The organism is Labrenzia sp. R5_0 (assembly GCF_017743835.1).
Taxonomy (GTDB): Bacteria; Pseudomonadota; Alphaproteobacteria; order Rhizobiales; family Stappiaceae; genus Roseibium; species Roseibium algicola.
The window spans coordinates 474,625-491,641 of sequence record NZ_JAGHRK010000003.1 but is presented as its reverse complement, the minus strand read 5'-3'; the positions used below and the strand labels follow the sequence as shown (position 1 = coordinate 491,641).

The 17,017-nt window shown below is 59.6% G+C and carries 16 protein-coding genes and 1 tRNA gene; 11 read left to right on the top strand and 6 right to left on the bottom strand.

Annotation, left to right across the window (positions count from 1 at the left end):
• Position 1: 1 nt before the first annotated feature.
• From J7447_RS17610 to J7447_RS17600, 3 genes are all read right to left on the bottom strand, one after another.
• Positions 2–535: a GtrA family protein gene (locus tag J7447_RS17610; protein WP_055657252.1), complete on the bottom strand. Its 534-nt coding sequence runs from the start codon at positions 533–535 to the stop codon at positions 2–4.
• A gap of 382 nt (positions 536–917) precedes the next feature.
• Positions 918–993 (bottom strand) — tRNA-Ala (locus J7447_RS17605).
• Between the two features lie 151 nt (positions 994–1,144).
• Complete coding sequence (locus tag J7447_RS17600) at positions 1,145–1,543, bottom strand: TIGR02300 family protein (RefSeq protein ID WP_209170444.1); 399 nt, start codon at positions 1,541–1,543, stop codon at positions 1,145–1,147.
• A gap of 324 nt (positions 1,544–1,867) precedes the next feature.
• On the opposite strand from J7447_RS17600, the gene aroA reads away from it, so the two are divergent.
• The 4 genes from aroA to J7447_RS17580 all read left to right on the top strand — a co-directional run bounded on the left by aroA (position 1,868) and on the right by J7447_RS17580 (position 6,297).
• Positions 1,868–3,223, top strand: a complete 1,356-nt coding sequence (gene aroA / locus J7447_RS17595; RefSeq protein WP_173017255.1) for a 3-phosphoshikimate 1-carboxyvinyltransferase — start codon at positions 1,868–1,870, stop codon at positions 3,221–3,223.
• On the top strand, positions 3,220–3,846 hold the full coding sequence (gene cmk / locus J7447_RS17590) for a (d)CMP kinase (RefSeq protein WP_022998949.1): 627 nt from the start codon (positions 3,220–3,222) through the stop codon (positions 3,844–3,846). Before aroA ends, cmk begins: the two co-directional genes overlap by 4 nt.
• A gap of 272 nt (positions 3,847–4,118) precedes the next feature.
• Positions 4,119–5,816 (top strand): 30S ribosomal protein S1, encoded by a 1,698-nt coding sequence (rpsA, locus tag J7447_RS17585; protein ID WP_031268654.1) that lies wholly within the window; start codon positions 4,119–4,121, stop codon positions 5,814–5,816.
• 184 nt (positions 5,817–6,000) lie between these two features.
• Positions 6,001–6,297, top strand: coding sequence for a hypothetical protein (locus J7447_RS17580; protein ID WP_022998951.1), 297 nt, complete (start codon positions 6,001–6,003; stop codon positions 6,295–6,297).
• A 67-nt stretch (positions 6,298–6,364) separates the two neighbouring features.
• On the opposite strand, the gene J7447_RS17575 is transcribed toward J7447_RS17580, so the two are convergent.
• Positions 6,365–8,296, bottom strand: coding sequence for an FAD-binding monooxygenase (locus tag J7447_RS17575; RefSeq protein WP_209170441.1), 1,932 nt, complete (start codon positions 8,294–8,296; stop codon positions 6,365–6,367).
• A gap of 268 nt (positions 8,297–8,564) precedes the next feature.
• Between J7447_RS17575 and J7447_RS17570 the strand changes: the two genes are divergently transcribed.
• A complete protein-coding gene (locus tag J7447_RS17570) occupies positions 8,565–9,044 on the top strand; it encodes a MarR family transcriptional regulator (RefSeq protein ID WP_023014439.1) in 480 nt (159 codons plus the stop codon).
• A 43-nt stretch (positions 9,045–9,087) separates the two neighbouring features.
• Here the strand turns inward: J7447_RS17570 and J7447_RS17565 are convergent, their stop codons facing one another.
• Positions 9,088–9,582, bottom strand: coding sequence for a nucleoside deaminase (locus J7447_RS17565; protein WP_209170439.1), 495 nt, complete (start codon positions 9,580–9,582; stop codon positions 9,088–9,090).
• 427 nt (positions 9,583–10,009) lie between these two features.
• Here J7447_RS17565 and J7447_RS17560 point away from each other — a divergent pair, with 427 nt between their 5' ends.
• The 6 genes from J7447_RS17560 to J7447_RS17535 all read left to right on the top strand — a co-directional run bounded on the left by J7447_RS17560 (position 10,010) and on the right by J7447_RS17535 (position 15,783).
• Entirely contained in the window at positions 10,010–10,972 is a 963-nt protein-coding gene (locus J7447_RS17560) for an ABC transporter substrate-binding protein (RefSeq protein ID WP_286189372.1), read from the top strand.
• A gap of 7 nt (positions 10,973–10,979) precedes the next feature.
• Positions 10,980–11,759 carry an ABC transporter ATP-binding protein gene (locus J7447_RS17555; protein WP_209170437.1) on the top strand — a complete coding sequence of 260 codons (780 nt, stop codon included), beginning with the start codon at positions 10,980–10,982 and terminating at the stop codon, positions 11,757–11,759.
• Entirely contained in the window at positions 11,759–12,610 is an 852-nt protein-coding gene (locus tag J7447_RS17550; protein ID WP_286189231.1) for an ABC transporter permease, read from the top strand. The genes J7447_RS17555 and J7447_RS17550 overlap by 1 nt, the downstream gene beginning before the upstream one ends.
• Positions 12,607–14,010, top strand: a complete 1,404-nt coding sequence (locus tag J7447_RS17545) for an amidohydrolase family protein (protein WP_209170435.1) — start codon at positions 12,607–12,609, stop codon at positions 14,008–14,010. The genes J7447_RS17550 and J7447_RS17545 overlap by 4 nt, the downstream gene beginning before the upstream one ends.
• A 110-nt stretch (positions 14,011–14,120) precedes the next feature.
• Positions 14,121–15,119, top strand: coding sequence for an isopenicillin N synthase family oxygenase (locus J7447_RS17540; protein WP_209170433.1), 999 nt, complete (start codon positions 14,121–14,123; stop codon positions 15,117–15,119).
• A 235-nt stretch (positions 15,120–15,354) separates the two neighbouring features.
• Positions 15,355–15,783 (top strand): peptidylprolyl isomerase, encoded by a 429-nt coding sequence (locus tag J7447_RS17535; protein ID WP_022998960.1) that lies wholly within the window; start codon positions 15,355–15,357, stop codon positions 15,781–15,783.
• Between the two features lie 166 nt (positions 15,784–15,949).
• Here the strand turns inward: J7447_RS17535 and J7447_RS17530 are convergent, their stop codons facing one another.
• On the bottom strand, positions 15,950–16,996 hold the full coding sequence (locus J7447_RS17530) for a DctP family TRAP transporter solute-binding subunit (RefSeq protein ID WP_031268661.1): 1,047 nt from the start codon (positions 16,994–16,996) through the stop codon (positions 15,950–15,952).
• Positions 16,997–17,017: the final 21 nt, after the last annotated feature.

The following is a 17,017-nucleotide window of genomic DNA, read 5'->3' as shown; positions in this document are numbered from 1 at the left end:
CTCAATCTGACTTGCGGTGTTCGAGCAGAAACCGCATGAAAAAGAAATTCGCGACAAGGGTGAAAGGCGTGACCAGCATCTTGGCCGTGACCCCGCACAAGGTCACTGGCTTCAGTCCCAGACCGGCAACGAAGGCAGTGCCGTCAACTGTGACCAGCAACGACATCAAAGCCCAGCTCAACCCGGCCGTCAGAGCCGAGGCGGCGGTTACCGCGACAAGCTGCCAGATCCAGTAGAGCGCCAGGAGCACTGTCGTCGACCTGTTGCCGGCCTTCTCGAAGATGTGCTTGCCGGCAACGAAGAAAACGAAGGTCACGCCGCAGAAGGCACCGATGAAGTTTGCCCAGAACACGGGCAGGCCACTTTGCGTGAGCGTTGCCATGGTCAGGAAATCCAGGCACCAGCCTATGCCGGAGATCAGGGCAAATCCCGAGAAGCGCTTTGCAATCGCATTGTAACGGTTCAAGGAAGACGACCCTGACTTTTGTTTGCCGTCGCGTTCCACGACAGTAGATGCGCTCCCGGCGTCCTTCATGAAACCACCGTCAGCAACCGCTGGAAAGACGGTCGATCCATATGCTGAAATTCCGCTCGGCCGGCATCGGGAAAACCTGTTCACATCCTGAAAACAAAGAAGCCGTTTCCGTCGAACTGTCTGACCGAAACGACCTTATCTCATGCCGGGAAACACTAGCGGTGAATTGTTTCAATGCCGTTAATCGGCGAATCTGACAATGGATCTGGATATGTGGAAGGTGTCCGTGCCAACGCCCGCTGGGACGCCATGCAAGGGTTCGGGAACAGCTTCCCGGTGGCAGCAGAACAGTCAATCGGCGATCGCTCGCGGCAAAGACAAACCGCACACGGCCTACTGTCTGGTCGGCTCAAAATGCAAATTTTTCGAAGAAGGACTGGAATGGTGGAGCCAAGGGGAATCGAACCCCTGACCTCTACAATGCCATTGTAGCGCTCTCCCAACTGAGCTATGGCCCCATGTTCCATATGAGAGCCGGTTTGGGTGCCGGCGTCGATGGAGGCGGGTTATAGTCACACCTCCACACAAGATCAAGCAGAAAATATCAGGATCTTTTCTGCCGCTTGTGGAAAAGCCCGGACAGACTGAAAAGCCTGTCCGGACAATAGCTTAGCGATCCGTATCTTCGTCGATTTCGACGCGGATGCCCGGGACGGATTCTTCGTCTTCATCTTCATCGTCGATAAAGACGTCGTCGTCGTCGTCACTATTTTCGTCGTCGTCGAGATCGACGTCCGTATCTTCCAGATCCGGCACATCGTCGTCGCCGCCTTCCGCTTCCGCATCGGCCTCTTCCAAGGTCACGATTTCCGGAGCTGCGACGTCGTCTTCTTCTTCATCGTCTTCCGGCGTCTCTTCGACCTTCGCAGCCTTCGCGGCACGGGAGGTCATGACCGCCTCGAACACCGTGCCGCATTTCGGGCAGGTGACCGGGTCCCGGTTGAGATCGTAGTATTTGGCGCCGCAGCTCGGGCAGAGCCGCTTTGTGCCAAGTTCAGGTTTTGCCACTGTGCTCACCCTTCTTCGTTATGCAATCGACTTGAATTCGTGGGCCGCCCCATAGCCTCAAGCCGTTCCGGTGTCAAAGGCAAATCAATCGAAAAACATTCTTCGGATTATTGTTCTGCACGTTGTGACTCAAATTTCAAGCACCTGACCGCGTTACCCACACGCCCTGCAGACCGGCACGCGTTTGAATCTGCTTGCCGTTCTGCCAATGCCGGGAAATTTTGCGAAGTTCGGATTCGGGCGGTCTGAACGGATGACGCAGGCGCATCCACATGATAGGACGTGTCACCTTTTGACAACCGATCCAATTTGCGGACATTGAAAATGTCACACGATTCTGCGCCCAAGCCTCTGACTTCCAGCCTGGGCAGCCCCTTGACCGGCACGATCCGCGTGCCCGGCGACAAGTCCATCTCCCACAGATCCCTGATGTTCGGCGCGCTTGCCGTCGGCCGTACCACCGTGAAGGGTCTGCTTGAATCGGAAGACGTGCTGGCCACGGCTGACGCCATGCGTGCTGTCGGCGCAACCATCACCAAGCTCGAGGACGGCAGCTATACCGTCGACGGGATCGGCCTCGGCAGCCTGCTTGAGCCGGAGCATGTCATCGACTTCGGCAATGCCGGCACGGGCGTGCGCCTGACGATGGGCATCTTCGGAAGCCACAACATCGCCGCTACATTTGTCGGCGACGCTTCCCTTTCCAAACGGCCGATGGGCCGTGTGCTCAATCCGCTGCGCGACATGGGTACCAACGTGATTGCCCGCGACGGCGACCGTCTGCCGGCGTCCATCCGCGGCCCGGAGCAGGCACTGCCGATCACCTATCGGGTGCCCATGCCTTCGGCGCAGGTCAAATCGGCCGTTCTGCTGGCCGGCCTCAATGCCGCTGGCGAAACCACCGTCATCGAACCGATCCCGACACGCGACCACACGGAAAAGATGCTGAAGGGTTTCGGCGCCGACATTTCCGTAACCGTGAACGAGGCCGGCGAGCGCGTGATCAAGCTGCAGGGCCAGCCTGAACTGAAGCCGCAGGACATTGATGTGCCTGGCGATCCTTCCTCGGCGGGCTTCCCCCTGGTGGCGGCATTGATCGTGCCGGGTTCGGACGTCGTCATCGAAAACGTTCTCCTGAACGAGCACCGCACCGGTCTCATCACCACCCTGATCGAAATGGGCGGCGACATCTCGATCGTCAATCGCCGCGAGACGGGCGGCGAGGAAGTGGGCGATCTGCACGTGAAGGCCAGCAAGCTGAAGGGCATCACTGTTCCGGCCGACCGGGCGCCGTCGATGATCGACGAATATCCGGTGCTGGCCATTGCTGCCGCATTTGCCGAAGGCGATACGTTCATGCCGGGGCTCGAGGAGCTGCGCGTGAAGGAATCCGACCGCCTGGCCGCTGTTGCCCGCGGGCTGGAAGCCAACGGCATCCCTTGTGTTGAAACCGACGACACGCTGACCGTGACCGGTGGTGCCGATGCGATCGGTGGCGGCACGGTGGTGACCCATCTCGACCACCGCATCGCCATGTCCTTCCTGGTGCTGGGCATGGCTGCCCACAAGCCGGTGACGGTTGACGACGGCGCTGTGATCGCGACCAGCTTTCCGACCTTCACCGGTCTCTTCGACGGCCTTGGCGCTAAGATTTCCGCAAACACCAGCGAGGCCGCATGATCATCGCAATCGACGGACCGGCGGCTTCCGGCAAGGGGACCCTCTCCCGCCGGCTGGCAGATCATTTCGGACTGCGGCACCTGGACACCGGGCTGACCTATCGCGCGGTTGCGGCCGCGCTTCTGGCCAATGGCCTGCCGCTTGGCGACGAAGGTGTTGCCATCGAGATTGCCCATAACCTCGATCTGGCCCAGATGGACAAGTCCGTCCTGTCGGCTCACGAGATCGGCGAAGCGGCGTCACGCATCGCGGTTCTCGGCGGCCTTCGCGACGAATTGGTGAAGCTGCAGCGGCGTTTCGCCCAGACGCCTCCCGGCGCCGTTCTCGACGGTCGCGATATCGGCACGGTGGTGTGCCCCGATGCAACAGTGAAGCTGTTCGTAACCGCCTCTCCCGAGGCCCGCGCAAAGCGCCGGACGGACGAGATGGTCTCCAAGGGGCAGGACGCGCAATATGCCGCCGTTCTGGAGGATCTCAAGCGCCGGGACGAGCGCGATTCCAAGCGAACCGTGGCTCCAATGCGCCAGGCGGACGATGCGGTCTTGCTTGATACGACAGAAATGGATATAGAGACCGCGTTCCAGGCGGCTGTGGATATCATCTCCCGCGCCAGGGGTGCCTGATAAGGACAAGGGGTTCACCACCGGTGCGCCCCTGTTTGTGCATCCGGAACGCATGTGGCCTCAGGCCATCAGTTCTTTACGGAACGACCAGAGAATTTCGGCAGGGCGCCTTTTCCGGCGACCTGTGACGAGACCGGATTTTCCGCCTCTCGCCCCGCCGGCCCGCTTTCGATAGCGGCAGGATCAGCGGAAACCGCGATCCCGGGAGAAGGACAGATCCGGAGTGCAACACCAACCCGCCGGCGGCGCGCCTGAAGGCGCCAGGAGCATATATGTCTGATTACAATCCCTCCATGGAGGATTTCTCCGCTCTTCTCGAAGAGTCCTTCGTTCAGAACGACCTGTATGAAGGTGCCGTCGTAAAGGGCACCGTCGTCGCGATCGAAAAAGACCTGGCAGTCATCGACGTCGGTCTGAAGGTCGAAGGCCGCGTGCCGCTGAAGGAATTCGGCGCAAAAGGCCGTGACGGCGAAATGAAGGTCGGCGACGAAGTCGAGGTTTACCTGGAGCGCGTTGAAAACGCTCTTGGCGAAGCTGTTCTGTCGCGCGAAAAAGCTCGCCGCGAAGAAAGCTGGGTCCGCCTGGAAGTTGCTTTCGAAGCAAACGAAAAGGTCAACGGCCAGATCTTCAACCAGGTCAAGGGTGGTTTCACCGTCGATCTGGATGGCGCAGTTGCCTTCCTGCCGCGTTCGCAGGTCGATATCCGTCCGGTTCGCGACGTGACCCCGCTGATGCACACCCCGCAGCCGTTCCAGATCCTGAAGATGGACAAGCGCCGCGGCAACATCGTCGTGTCTCGCCGTGTCGTTCTGGAAGAAACCCGCGCCGAACAGCGTTCGGAACTGGTCCAGAGCCTGGAAGAAGGTCATACCGTGGAAGGTGTGGTCAAGAACATCACCGATTACGGTGCGTTCGTCGACCTCGGCGGTATCGATGGCCTGCTGCACGTCACCGACATCGCGTGGCGCCGCATCAACCATCCGTCGGAAGTTCTCACCATCGGCCAGACCGTCAAGGTGCAGATCATCCGCGTCAACCAGGACACGCATCGCATCAGCCTCGGCATGAAGCAGCTTGAAACCGATCCGTGGGATGGCATCGAAGCCAAGTACCCGATCGAAGCCAAGTTCACTGGCCGCGTGACCAACATCACCGACTACGGCGCATTCGTGGAACTGGAGCCGGGCATCGAAGGCCTGATCCACGTTTCCGAAATGTCCTGGACCAAGAAGAACGTCCATCCGGGCAAGATCGTTTCCACTTCTCAGGAAGTCGAAGTGATGATCCTGGAAGTCGACCCGGTCAAGCGCCGCATCTCCCTGGGCCTCAAGCAGACCCTGCAGAACCCGTGGGATGCATTTGCCGAGCAGTTCCCGATCGGCACCGAAGTTGAAGGCGAAGTCAAGAACAAGACCGAATTCGGCCTGTTCATCGGCCTCGACGGCGACGTGGACGGCATGGTTCACCTCTCCGACCTCGACTGGAACCGCCCGGGCGAGCAGGTTATCGAAGAGTTCAAGAAGGGCGACATGGTCAAGGCCGTCGTTCTGGATGTTGACGTCGACAAGGAGCGTATCTCCCTCGGCATCAAGCAGCTTTCCGGCGATCCGATGGAATCGGGTGCAGCTGGCGAACTGCGCAAGAACTCCGTCGTGACCTGTGAAGTCATCGAAATCAAAGACGGCGGCCTGGACGTCAAGATCGCAGACAGCGACCTGACTGCCTTCATCCGTCGCGCCGACCTGTCCCGCGATCGCGAGGAACAGCGTCCGGAGCGTTACTCCGTTGGCGACAAGTTCGATGCCCGCATCACCCAGTTCGACAAGAAGACCCGTCGGGTCACCGTGTCGATCAAGGCTCTCGAGATCGCAGAAGAAAAGGAAGCAGTCGCTCAGTACGGCTCTTCCGACAGCGGTGCGTCCCTCGGCGACATCCTCGGTGCAGCTCTGAAGCAGCAGTCCGAAGACTAAGATTTTCGTCTCTCTCACGAGAGTTGAAAGCGAAAAGCCCGGCAGCAATGCCGGGCTTTTTGTTTCTGCGTTGCGAGGGGGGTTAGTGTAGGCAACGCGCCCTCCAACTTACGCCCCAAATGGGGAATGCGGCCAGCTCCGACGTGCACTAGCTTCCGGTCATGCCACCATCTGGAGCAAGAGCATGTTCGACTGGTATGACCTGCGTAATTTCCTGGAAGACAATCTGATCGTCAGCATATTCGTCGGCATTGCCTTCGCAATTGCCATTGTCTGGGCGGTGGTCGTGTTCGTCCAGGCCCGCGGCGGCGGGTTCAAGGCTGTTTCAGCCAGCCTCTTTGCGACAATCGTTTCCCTGTTCTATCTCGTGATGGCCTTCGCACTGGGCTCGTTTGCCGAGCCTCTGGTCATCATGCCCTATTTCGCCGTTCTCGCCGCGCTCAAGTCCATGGCCGTCGCCTGGCGTATCGGCGCACGTTGATACCAGGTTCCACACGGGTGACGTCAAACCGGCCTGGCGCGTTGCGCCTATGCTGGGAAACGCAGACTTAGCGCCGCTCTTTCAGAATGCCCTGGAAATAGCCCGACAATGCTTCATGGGCATCCAGCGGCAATACCTCGGCGACGTATTGATCCGGCCGGACGATGACCAAACAGCCTTTATCCCGGTCAATGCCACGCATTTCGAAAATGTCGTTGCCGCTATTGAGATCCGGGCAGAACATCTTTTCATAGTCCCTCAACCCGTAGCGGCCTTTTGCCGGTAGCAGCAGTGACGGCATGCGTTCAAGGGTCAGATCGCGATGGTTTTGCTGGAAGACTGCGCGAAGATCCATAACCGCATCGATATCTTCACCCGCCGCCGTATGACGCAAAACCGGTGAGGCCAGATCGTCTTGCAGAAAGTTGCATAGACGACGGATGGCCGACGTTTCCGCTGCCGGGTCGCCTTTATCGGCAAATGCGAAGATCCGCCAGCGACCGTCTGCCTTTACGACATGGCCCAGCTGTACCGGCTTGGCGTCGGCAAGACGAACGACAGGGGCTGAATGGAACCGCATGCCGATCTGAAAGCCTTCGGCGAGGTGCTGATGCGCACCGCCGCCGGTCAGGACGGATGGCAGGTAGCGTGAGGCTGTACCGGCCGTGTAGCGACCGTGCTGCACGAAGTACTTTTGAACTTCAGCCGGATCGACGCCATCCGGATTGCTGTCCGACTTTACCGGTGCGCTGACGAGCTTTGCCCATTCCCGGTCAAAATCGATCAGGTTCTGTGCAATGGCCTGGCGTTCGGCCGAGTAGCTGGCAAGCAGCTGCGGTTCGCTCAATCCCTTCAGTACGTGTGCGAGTTTCCAGCCAAGATTGAACGTGTCCTGCATGGAGACGTTCATGCCCTGCCCTGCCTTCGGGCTGTGCGTGTGGCAGGCATCGCCTGCAATAAAAACGTGAGGCAAGCGGCCCGGGGCGCCTTCTGCCGGAACATCATCGAACTTTTCGCAAAGCCGCTGACCGATTTCGTAGACCGACCACCAGGCGACTTCCTTCACGTCGAGAGAATAGGGATGAAGGATGCGTCCAGCTGCGGCGATCAGATGATCGACCGTAATGTTCCGGTTCGCGACCCGTTCGTCCGGCCGCAGCTTGTCGAGTTCGACATAGATGCGGACCAGATATCCGCCTTCACGCGGAATGATCAGGATGCTGCCTTCACTGGCCGACTGCACCAACGCCTTGAAGCGGATATCCGGGAAGTCCGTCACGGCAAGAACGTCCATCACGCCCCAGGCCTGATTGGCACTGTCGCCCTTCAACTCGCGGCCCAGCGCCCTGCGCACGGAACTGCGGGCGCCGTCGCAACCGACCACGTATTTTGCGCGTACCGTTTCCGTTTCACCTTCGTGTCCGGGGTCCATGCGTTCCAGCTGAACCGTAACCGGCCACTCCTGCCCTGCTTCGGCCGCCATATCCAGATCGATCAGCCGGCGGGAGTAGTTGGGCTCCAACCTGTTTGGCGAATTGCGCATGATCTCGAGATAAAAGTCGTGAACGCGTGCCTGGTTCAAAATGACATGCGGAAACTCGGACAGACCGTCCTCGACATCCTGAACCCTGCCGCTGCGGGCGATCGTGTCCGGAGACGCCGGGTCCGGTTTCCAGAAAGTGGTCTCGTTGACCCAGTAAGCTTCCTTTTCCAGTCGCTCGGCAAAGCCGAACGCCTCGAACATTTCCATTGTCCGACAGGCGACACCATCCGCCTGGCCAAGCTTCAGGGGGCCGGCTTTCTGCTCCACGATACGGGTTCGGATGTCCGGGAAAGCCGCAAGTTGCGCGGCAAGCGTCAGGCCCGCGGGACCGCAACCGACAATGAGGACATCGACTTCTTCCGGCAGGCTGTCTGTGTTGGCCAGGGCAGTGGCGTCGGCATTAGGTTCATGAATGACCGGATCACCGGTCTTAAAGCCGTCGAGATGAAATTGCATGAAACCGTCTCCTCCGCCACTTTCCGGCAGTTTGGCAACAGGCCCTCCTTCTTGGGAAAGGCCGGCGCCAGCATGATGGGGCCACGCGAAAGCTGCCGGTGTTCAAGCCCGGACTTCCTTGCCGCATTGCGGGTCTTTCGCGTTTGACAATTCCGCCGCGATGTCCAAACAAACATCGACAACGGATTAATTAGAAAGCATACTGATTATCAGCATGCTGTCAAATATAATCAGCATACTTCCTTTTTTGAAATCCCTGGAGGCGGCGATGCGAAACCTTGAACAGATGCCCGGACACCTGATCCGCCGTTTGCAGCAGATCGCAGTGGCGGTGTTTCATACGGAAGTGGATGCCGTCGGATTCGACATGACGCCGGTGCAATTCGCAGCGCTGGTCCGGGTGGCGGAAAACCCGGGCATCGATCAGATAACGCTGGCAGGCCTGATTGCCTATGACCGGACCACGATAGCCGGCGTTGTCGACCGGCTGGTGCAGAAGGGCTTCCTGTCACGCGCCGTGAGCGAAAAGGACAGGCGCGCAAAGGTGCTTCACATGACAGACGCCGGAACCGATGCGCTGTCGCGGCTTGGCCCTGCGGTGGAAAAGGCGCAACAGGTGATGCTAAGCGGGCTCGACCGCCAAGAGGCTGACGATTTCATGCGGCTCTTGCAAAAGGCAACAGAGGCGGTTAACGACCTCAGCCGCGCGCCACTGCGTTCCGGTTCAAAGGCTGCGGAAAAAGACTGACTGGCCTGCGAAGGTTCAGCATCAAGACCGCAACAAGCGGTGACTATTTCCCTTCCCAGAAATCCGCCTGCAGGCCGGCCGCTTCCTCTTCCAGAAGCGGACCGACAACCTCCACCTTGCGTTGCCCCGCCGCAAACACCGTCCTGCAGGGCAGATCGAGTGTCGGATTTTCCTCGTGATCGCCGGTCTGTTCCTTCAGGGACTTTTCGGTCTGGCCAAAGACGACCCGACCAATGCCCGCCCAGTAGACAGCGCCGGAGCACATGGCGCACGGCTCTGCCGACGTGTACATGGTGCAGCTTTCCAGAAAATCCGGGCGCCAGCGCTTGCTTGCCCGTGTCGCCAGCAGCCTTTCTGCATGGGCGGTCATGTCCTGCCCTTCGGCGGAATAACCGTTACCCTGCTCCATCAGAACCTCACCGTCCGGACCTGCCAGCAGGCAGCCAAATGGGTGATCGCCCGTTTCCCGCGCCTGCCGCGCGATTTCGAATGCCCGGCGCAACAGCGCGATATCTTTGTCGTCATGAGTATCAGTCACGCAAGGCTCCTTTGATTTCTTCCCCCTGAAGGGAGCATGAACACGCGCACCCCGCAAGACTTTGCAATCAGTCAGTCACGTTGAACAGAAACACATCAAAAGACTGGCGTTTTAAAAGGCAACTGCTGAAATATTGGCCTCTTGATCACTATTCTCGCGGTTTCATCTTGAGGCTTTCTTGACAAAAATCGCGCACCGGTTTCCCGTAGAGGTCGAGTAGAAGCGGTGGAGCCCAACGGTTCCGACATTGCTCATCTTTCAGTTGATCGACGATGCCCGGCACGAACGCGCCCGCATCCAAGACCAGGAGATGAGAATGCCGGCCGAAGACAACAAAACGCTCCCGCCACTCGAAAACCTTCCAGAGAAAGTACAGCGAAAGGGTGTGCCGATGCGCATGTTTGACGGTAAGTCGTTGGTTGTTGCCATGACGGCAATGGTTGGGTCGTTTCCGGCGGCTGCGGCCGATCTCGTGACCTATCAGCTCGACTGGTTGCCCGGCGGTGACAAGGCGCCGATCTATGTCTGCATTCAGGAAGGCTTCTGCGAAGAAGCCGGTCTCGAGATCAAGATCGAACCGGGGCGCGGGTCTTCCGAGGCCATCACCAAGATCGCCACGGGGGCATCGGACATCGGTTCCGCGGGCATGGGCGCCCTGATGGCAGCCAAGGCGACCGAAGGCGTGCCGGTGACCGCGGTCATGACCATCTTCAACATGGGACCGCACGCCTTCTACACCACCAAGGACAGCGGCATCGCCTCGATCAAGGATGTCAAAGGCAAGAAGATCGCGACTTCGCCCTTCACCTCTTCCAACGTGTTCCTACCTCTGGTTCTGGCCGACAACGGATTGTCGGAAGAAGATATCACCCTGACCAAATCCGACCCTGGCGCGTTGGGGCCGCTGCTGATGACCGGCCAGTCGGACGCGATCATCGCCTGGCTGACCGATGTCTCGCGCTATTCCGGCCAGGCGGCGGAGGCCGGCAAGGAACTGGTCGTGCTGCCCTGGGCTGACGCGGGTCTTGAGCTTTATTCCGCATCGCTCGTTGCAGGCGACACGTTCCTGGAGGAGCGCCCGGACGTCGCCAAGCGCTTCGTTGCGGCCTTCAAGAAGTCCCTCGAATTTGCCTATGAAAACCCGGACAAGGCAGCCGCAGCTGTTTCCGCACAGGTGCCGGAACTTTCGGCGGAAGACGTCAAGGGATCCTGGCTGGATGCGTCCAAGCTCGCATTCAACGATGTCACTGAAAAATTCCCGCTCGGCACAATCGATGCCGACAGGCTGGCGGCGACATGGACCCGCGTTGCAGCGGCGCAGGATCTGGACCCGGCATCCCTGAAACCTGAAGACGCTGTCAACCGCTCGTTCCTGCCGGCAGCGGAGTAACCCTCAAGTGGCACTCACCAACAACGCGATCAGCTTTTCCTCGGTCGGTCAGACATTTCTGACCGGCTCGGGATCCGTCACCGCCCTGGACGGGGTCACCGTCACCATTGCGCAGCATGAGTTTGTAGCAGTGCTCGGTCCATCCGGATGCGGAAAATCGACCTTGCTGAGGCTGACCGCCGGACTGATGAAACCTTCAAAGGGAACGGTGAGTGTCTTCGGCAAAGAGGTGACGATGCCGAGGGACGATGTCGGCATCGTCTTCCAGAAACCGACATTGCTTCCCTGGGCGAACGTAGAGGACAACGTCGTCTTTCCGGTTCGCCACAAATACGGACGGGTGACGACGGAGGACCGCGAACAGGCCCGCGCCATCATCGAGACCGTCGGCCTGAAAGGATTTGAAAAGCGGCTGCCGTTGGAACTTTCCGGCGGCATGCAGCAACGGGTCGGCATTGCCCGGGCTCTGTTTCTCAATCCGGACATTCTTCTGATGGACGAACCGTTTTCAGCGCTTGATGCCCTGACCCGCGATGCCATGGGCTTTGAACTTCTTCGGTTGTGGCAAGCAAGTCCGAAGACAGTCCTTTTCATCACCCACTCGATTCCGGAAGCCGCGCTGCTGGCCGACAGGATCCTTGTGCTCAGCGAGCGCCCCGGCCGCATCATCGCGGACCTGCAGGTGCCGACCGCCCGTCCGAGAGACGAAAGCGCGCTGAGAACGCCGGAGATGCAGGATTTCTCGGCCGAACTCCGCTCGCTGCTGATCAGAAAGGAGGCCGCCTGATGACTGTCAGCGAAACACAGGACACTGCCGCGGCGAAGACCACACCAAAGCCCGAGCGTCTGGAACGGCCGTTGCCGGTTTCCGAAAAGCTGCTCCGGATGCCTGTCGTACTTCCCCTGATCACCTTTTTCCTGATCCTGGTCATCTGGGAAGCCGGGACACGGCTGTTTTCCGTTCCCTCTTTCGTGTTGCCCGCCCCTTCCCGCATTCTGGGCGGATTTGAGAGCGTTACAGCCGGACGCTGGATGGAGCATATCTGGGCAACGCTTCGGGTCGCCCTCATCGGCTATGCCGTTTCGTTTGTCATCTCGCTTCCGATTGCCGTCGGCCTGGCAAAGTCGCGTCTGCTTTCGGGGGCATTCTACCCGTTGCTGGTGGTCATCCAGTCCGTTCCGGTGGTCGCCGTTGCCCCGATCATCATCGTGGTGCTGGGCACCGGTGATGCACCACGCGTCGTGATCACCTTCATGATCTCGTTCTTTCCGCTGGTCGTTTCCATGACGACGGGTCTGGCCGCCACGCCGCCTGAACTGATCGAATTGTCCAGGTCGCTGCGCGCGCCGTCCTTCCGGGAGATCACGCAGATCCGCTTGCCCTATGCGACGCCTTACATCTTCTCGGGCATGAAGATTTCGATCACGCTTTCGGTCATCGGCGCTGTCGTTTCCGAATTCGTCGCCGCCGAAAAAGGCATCGGCTACTTCATCCAGTTCTCCACGTCGATGTTCAAACTGCCCCAGGCCTGGGCTGGACTGGTCATCCTCGTGATCATGTCGCTGGTCCTGTTCCAGCTTGTCAGCCTCGCGCAGCGGATCTTCTTTCCCTGGTCGCTGCCGAAAGGACAGAAATGACGAGCTTCCTGATCAACAACATTGACTACGGCCTCACCGGAACCCGGGAGGGAGACCGCCTCAGTGGTGCTATCCGCGTTCACGACGGCAAGATTGTGGAAATCGGTCACTTGCAACCCCGGGAAGGCGAACGGATTGTCGATGCAAGCGGATGCGTGGTCACACCGGGTCTGGTGAACACCCATCACCATCTATTCCAGTCTGTCCTGAAGGCCGTGCCGGAAGGCATGAACGCGCCACTTGACGACTGGCTCATGAACGTTCCCTACAGCTACTGGCCGCTGATCGACGAGGAAACCCTTCGCGTATCGGCCAGGATCGGACTGGCAGAACTGCTTCTCACCGGAACGACAACTGTCTGCGATCATCACTACGTCTATTCCGACCACTATGACTACGATCCGGCGGACGTGCTTTTTGAAGAGGCGGAAGCGCTTGGCATCCGTTTCGTCCTGGCCCGGGGTGGTGGAACGAAAGGCCGGTCTTTTCCCGATCCGAGCCTGCCACCGTCACCAAGCGAGCCACTGGACAAATTTCTGGCAAGCATCGAGCGGACTGCAAACCGCTGGCATGACCCCTCCCCAAGTTCCAGCAGGCGGGTAGTCGTCGCACCGACCACGCCGACGTTCAACGTCGATGCGGGAGAGCTTGCCGACATCGCCCGATTTGCCCGCAGTAAGGGCCTGCGCCTTCATTCGCATCTTTCGGAAAATCGGACCTACGTCGACTTCACCCTGGCGAAATACGGCAAGCGACCGGTTGATTGGCTTGCCGAGCAGCAGTGGCTCGGGCCGGATGTCTGGTTTGCCCATCTGGTGGAATGCGACCGGGACGAGGTGCGCATGCTCGCAGAAACCGGAACCGGGATGGCGCACTGTCCGCAAGCAAATGCAAGGCTTGGCTCAGGCATTGCTCCAGCTGACGCCCTGCACGACCTCGGCGGCAGAGTTTCGCTGGCGGTAGATGGCGCGGGTGCGAACGAGGCCGCCGACATGGGCGCTGCCCTCTACAGTGCCTTCGCACTGCACCGAGCGACAAAGGGCGTGCAGGCATTGCAAGCCGAAAGCCTGCTCAACTGGGCAACCGAAGGCGGCGCCAAGGTGCTCGGCTTTGAGGAGATCGGCGTGCTGCGTCCCGGCATGATCGCCGACATTGCCGTTTTCGACATTTCCGCCCCTCGCAACATGGGTCTTCACGATCCGGCCCTTGCTCCCGTGCTGACGGGTGCCGCAAGCCTGCGCCACAGCTTTGTCGGCGGGCAGCAGATCGTCCAGGACGGTTCCATCCCCGGACAGGACCTGGCAGGGCTCGGTTCGGACGCAAGGCGTGTTACCCGGCAACTGATCGAACGCAGAAAGGAAATGACGGCGCCTCACCGGGTCCGCGCCGCCCAGGCCTGATGGCAAATCGCCTGCATCGGGCAGGCACATTCTTATGTGGAGTAGAAGCTGTCAGTGCCCATGAGCACGGGTCATTGCTCCCGGACCTCTTTCTCAAGGAGAACGGAAATATGAGCACCTCTGCATCTTATGGTCTCGTTGAACTGGAAAAGGAAAAAGGCTTCGGCGGCGTCGGTGAGACGGTCGACCGGTCAATTCCCCAGGTCGACATGTCGGACTTCTTTTCGCGCAAGGCAGAGATCACCGAGGATCTGTGGGCTGCCGCGACGGACATCGGCTTTTTCCAGCTGAGCAACCACGGCATCCCGCAGGAACTGATCGACGAGGCTTTTCGACTGTCAGCCGGCTTCTTCGATCTGCCGGCCGAGACGAAAGAACAATATCCGCTTCGGCCCGGAACCAATGCAGGCTGGGAATTCAAGGCGCAGGTTCGCCCTTCAACCGGTACTGCTGACCAGAAGGAAAGCTACCAGATCACCCTGCCGCGCATGACAGGTCTCTGGCCGACCGGCGAAGAACTGTCCGGCTTCAAGGCGACCATGCTGGCATTCGAGCGGCACAACTGGGCGCTGGCGATGAAGGTTCTGTCCTGCTTTGCCGACAAGCTGCAGTTTCCGCCGGACTTCTTCACCGACGGGCACGACCCGCTGACACCGGAATACCAGTCGACCCTCCGGCTGATCCATTATCTGGGCATGGAAGATGCCAAGCCAGAGGACTTCAAGTTCTGGCGGGCCGGAGCTCACACCGACTTCGACTGCCTGACACTGCTGCACCAGAAGGCAGGCCAGGGCGGGCTACAGCTTTGCCCGGGCAAGGACAGCCAGGGCCGGGCGATTGCCTGGACCGACGTGCCCCCGCTGGAAGGCGTTATCACCTGCAACATCGGCGACATGCTGATGCGCTGGTCGGACGACAAGCTTCTGTCAAACCTTCACCGGGTGCGCATGCCCAAGCCGGAGGAATATCTCGGTCCTCGCTACTCCATGGCCTATTTCGCCCAGGCCAACATGGATACGGTGCTTGCAGGGCCGGAAGGCAAGTATGAGCCGATGACGGCGCATGACTATATCCAGATGCGGCTAGGTGCGAATTTCGGCAGGAAATAGCGGCGCAATCGCCATCCGACAAAGAAGAACCACGGCGCCGGGGCCATCGTTTGAAACGATCGGCGTCGTGGCTGCACCATTTCAGCCATGATTTGTCCGCGAAACTATCCAGAAGCTGACGATCCGGCAGACTTTACTTTTGCTGCCCGTCCTTTAGGCTTGGTTTCACGACGAGCACCCGCCAACGAAACGCGGCCTCAAAACTCACCCAACAGACAGAATTGCGAAATGCTCCATGACCGAAGCCAAAAGCGGCGACACGGTTCGTCTTCATTATAAGGGCACGCTGGACGACGGCTCCGTCTTCGACAGCTCCGAAGGACGCGACCCGCTGGAATTCACCGTTGGATCCGGCCAGATCATTCCGGGTCTCGACCAGGCCATTCCCGGCATGAAGGTTGGCGACGAGAAGACGGTCCGCATCGAACCCGACAGCGCCTACGGTCCCCACAATCCGGCCGCACGCCAGGCTGTTCCGCGGACCAACATTCCGGCCAACATCCCGCTGGAAGTCGGCATGCAGCTGCAGGCGCAGACAGAGAACGGCCAGATGATGACCGTGACCGTGATCGAGATTTCCGAAAACGAAGTCATTCTGGACGCCAACCACCCGTTGGCCGGCAAGGTGCTGACGTTCGAGATCCAGCTGACGGGGATCAACTGAGGCCCACCGGTTCCGGTTTGGCTGGCGGTGGCAAAGTCAGAAGCCGATTTCGGCTCCCTGATGAGGTCTGAACGCTGAAAAGACAAAAGCCCCGCGGTTCGCCGCGGGGCTTCTTTTTTCACGCACCGGCGCTGCAAGCCGGCGCGCGAAAATGTCAGACCATGCTTCAGTCCATATAGACGCTGTCGTTGGCTTTCTGGACTTCGGTCTTGAACAGGCCGAGCAGTTCGTTGGCTTTCGGGTCGAGGTTTTCAGCCACGTGCGTTTCGAAAGCCGGCTGGGCCGCTGCAGCCATGGACGCGCGCTGGTCGGCGGTGAGAGCGGTCACTTCCATCTTGTCCATCAGGCCTGCCAATCCCCTGTCGGAGGCTTCGATGATGCGCGACAGGCCACGGCTGGCGGTTACGCAGCTTTCCGCAGCATAGCGCAGAGTCTTCTGCTGCTCTTCGCTCAATCCTTCGAAGAAGTCCCGGTTGACCATGAACGTGTAGGGCGAGAACAGGTGGTTGGTCAGCGTCATGTACTTCTGAACTTCAGAGAAGTTCGCGAAGGAAATGATCGGCACCGGGTTCATCTGACCGTCGATGACGCCGGTCTGAAGGCCGGAATAGACCTCGCCCCAGGATAGCGGATAGGCCTGCGCGCCAAGCGCCTGAATGATGGTCTGATGAGACGGCAGCGTCATGGTGCGGATGCGGATGCCGTCAAAATCGTCGAGCGACGCGATCGGGTGCTTGGAATTGGTAACAGCGAAGAACCCGCCCGTGTCCGGGAAACCGAGCACCACAACATCTCCAAGGGCTTCCTCGATATCGGCAGCCAGAGCCTTGCCGAAATCACCGTCGAAAACCGCGTAGGTGGCGGCGTTGTCGGCGAAGGCGAACGGCAGGTTCAAAACGTCGATGCGTGGGTAGTAGCTGGCCAGCGCGCCGGTGGACGTCAGTGTTGCCTGGATGATGCCGTCGCGCACATGCTGCACATGCTCGGCAGCCGAACCGAGCTGGTTGGAACCGAAGACCTCCACTTCGACGGCACCGTTGGTGTCTGCGTTGACGATGTTGGAGAACACCGCGGTGCAGGCATGAGCCGGATTTTCAAATGGATCGGTCTTGTTGTCGTGTCCGAACTTCAACACCTTTCCATCTGCCAGCGCGCTGCCGGCCATAAGCGCAGCGGTCAGCCCGACCGCCAGTCCCTTTGCGAACTTCTTCATGATTTTCTCCATTCCTCTGTC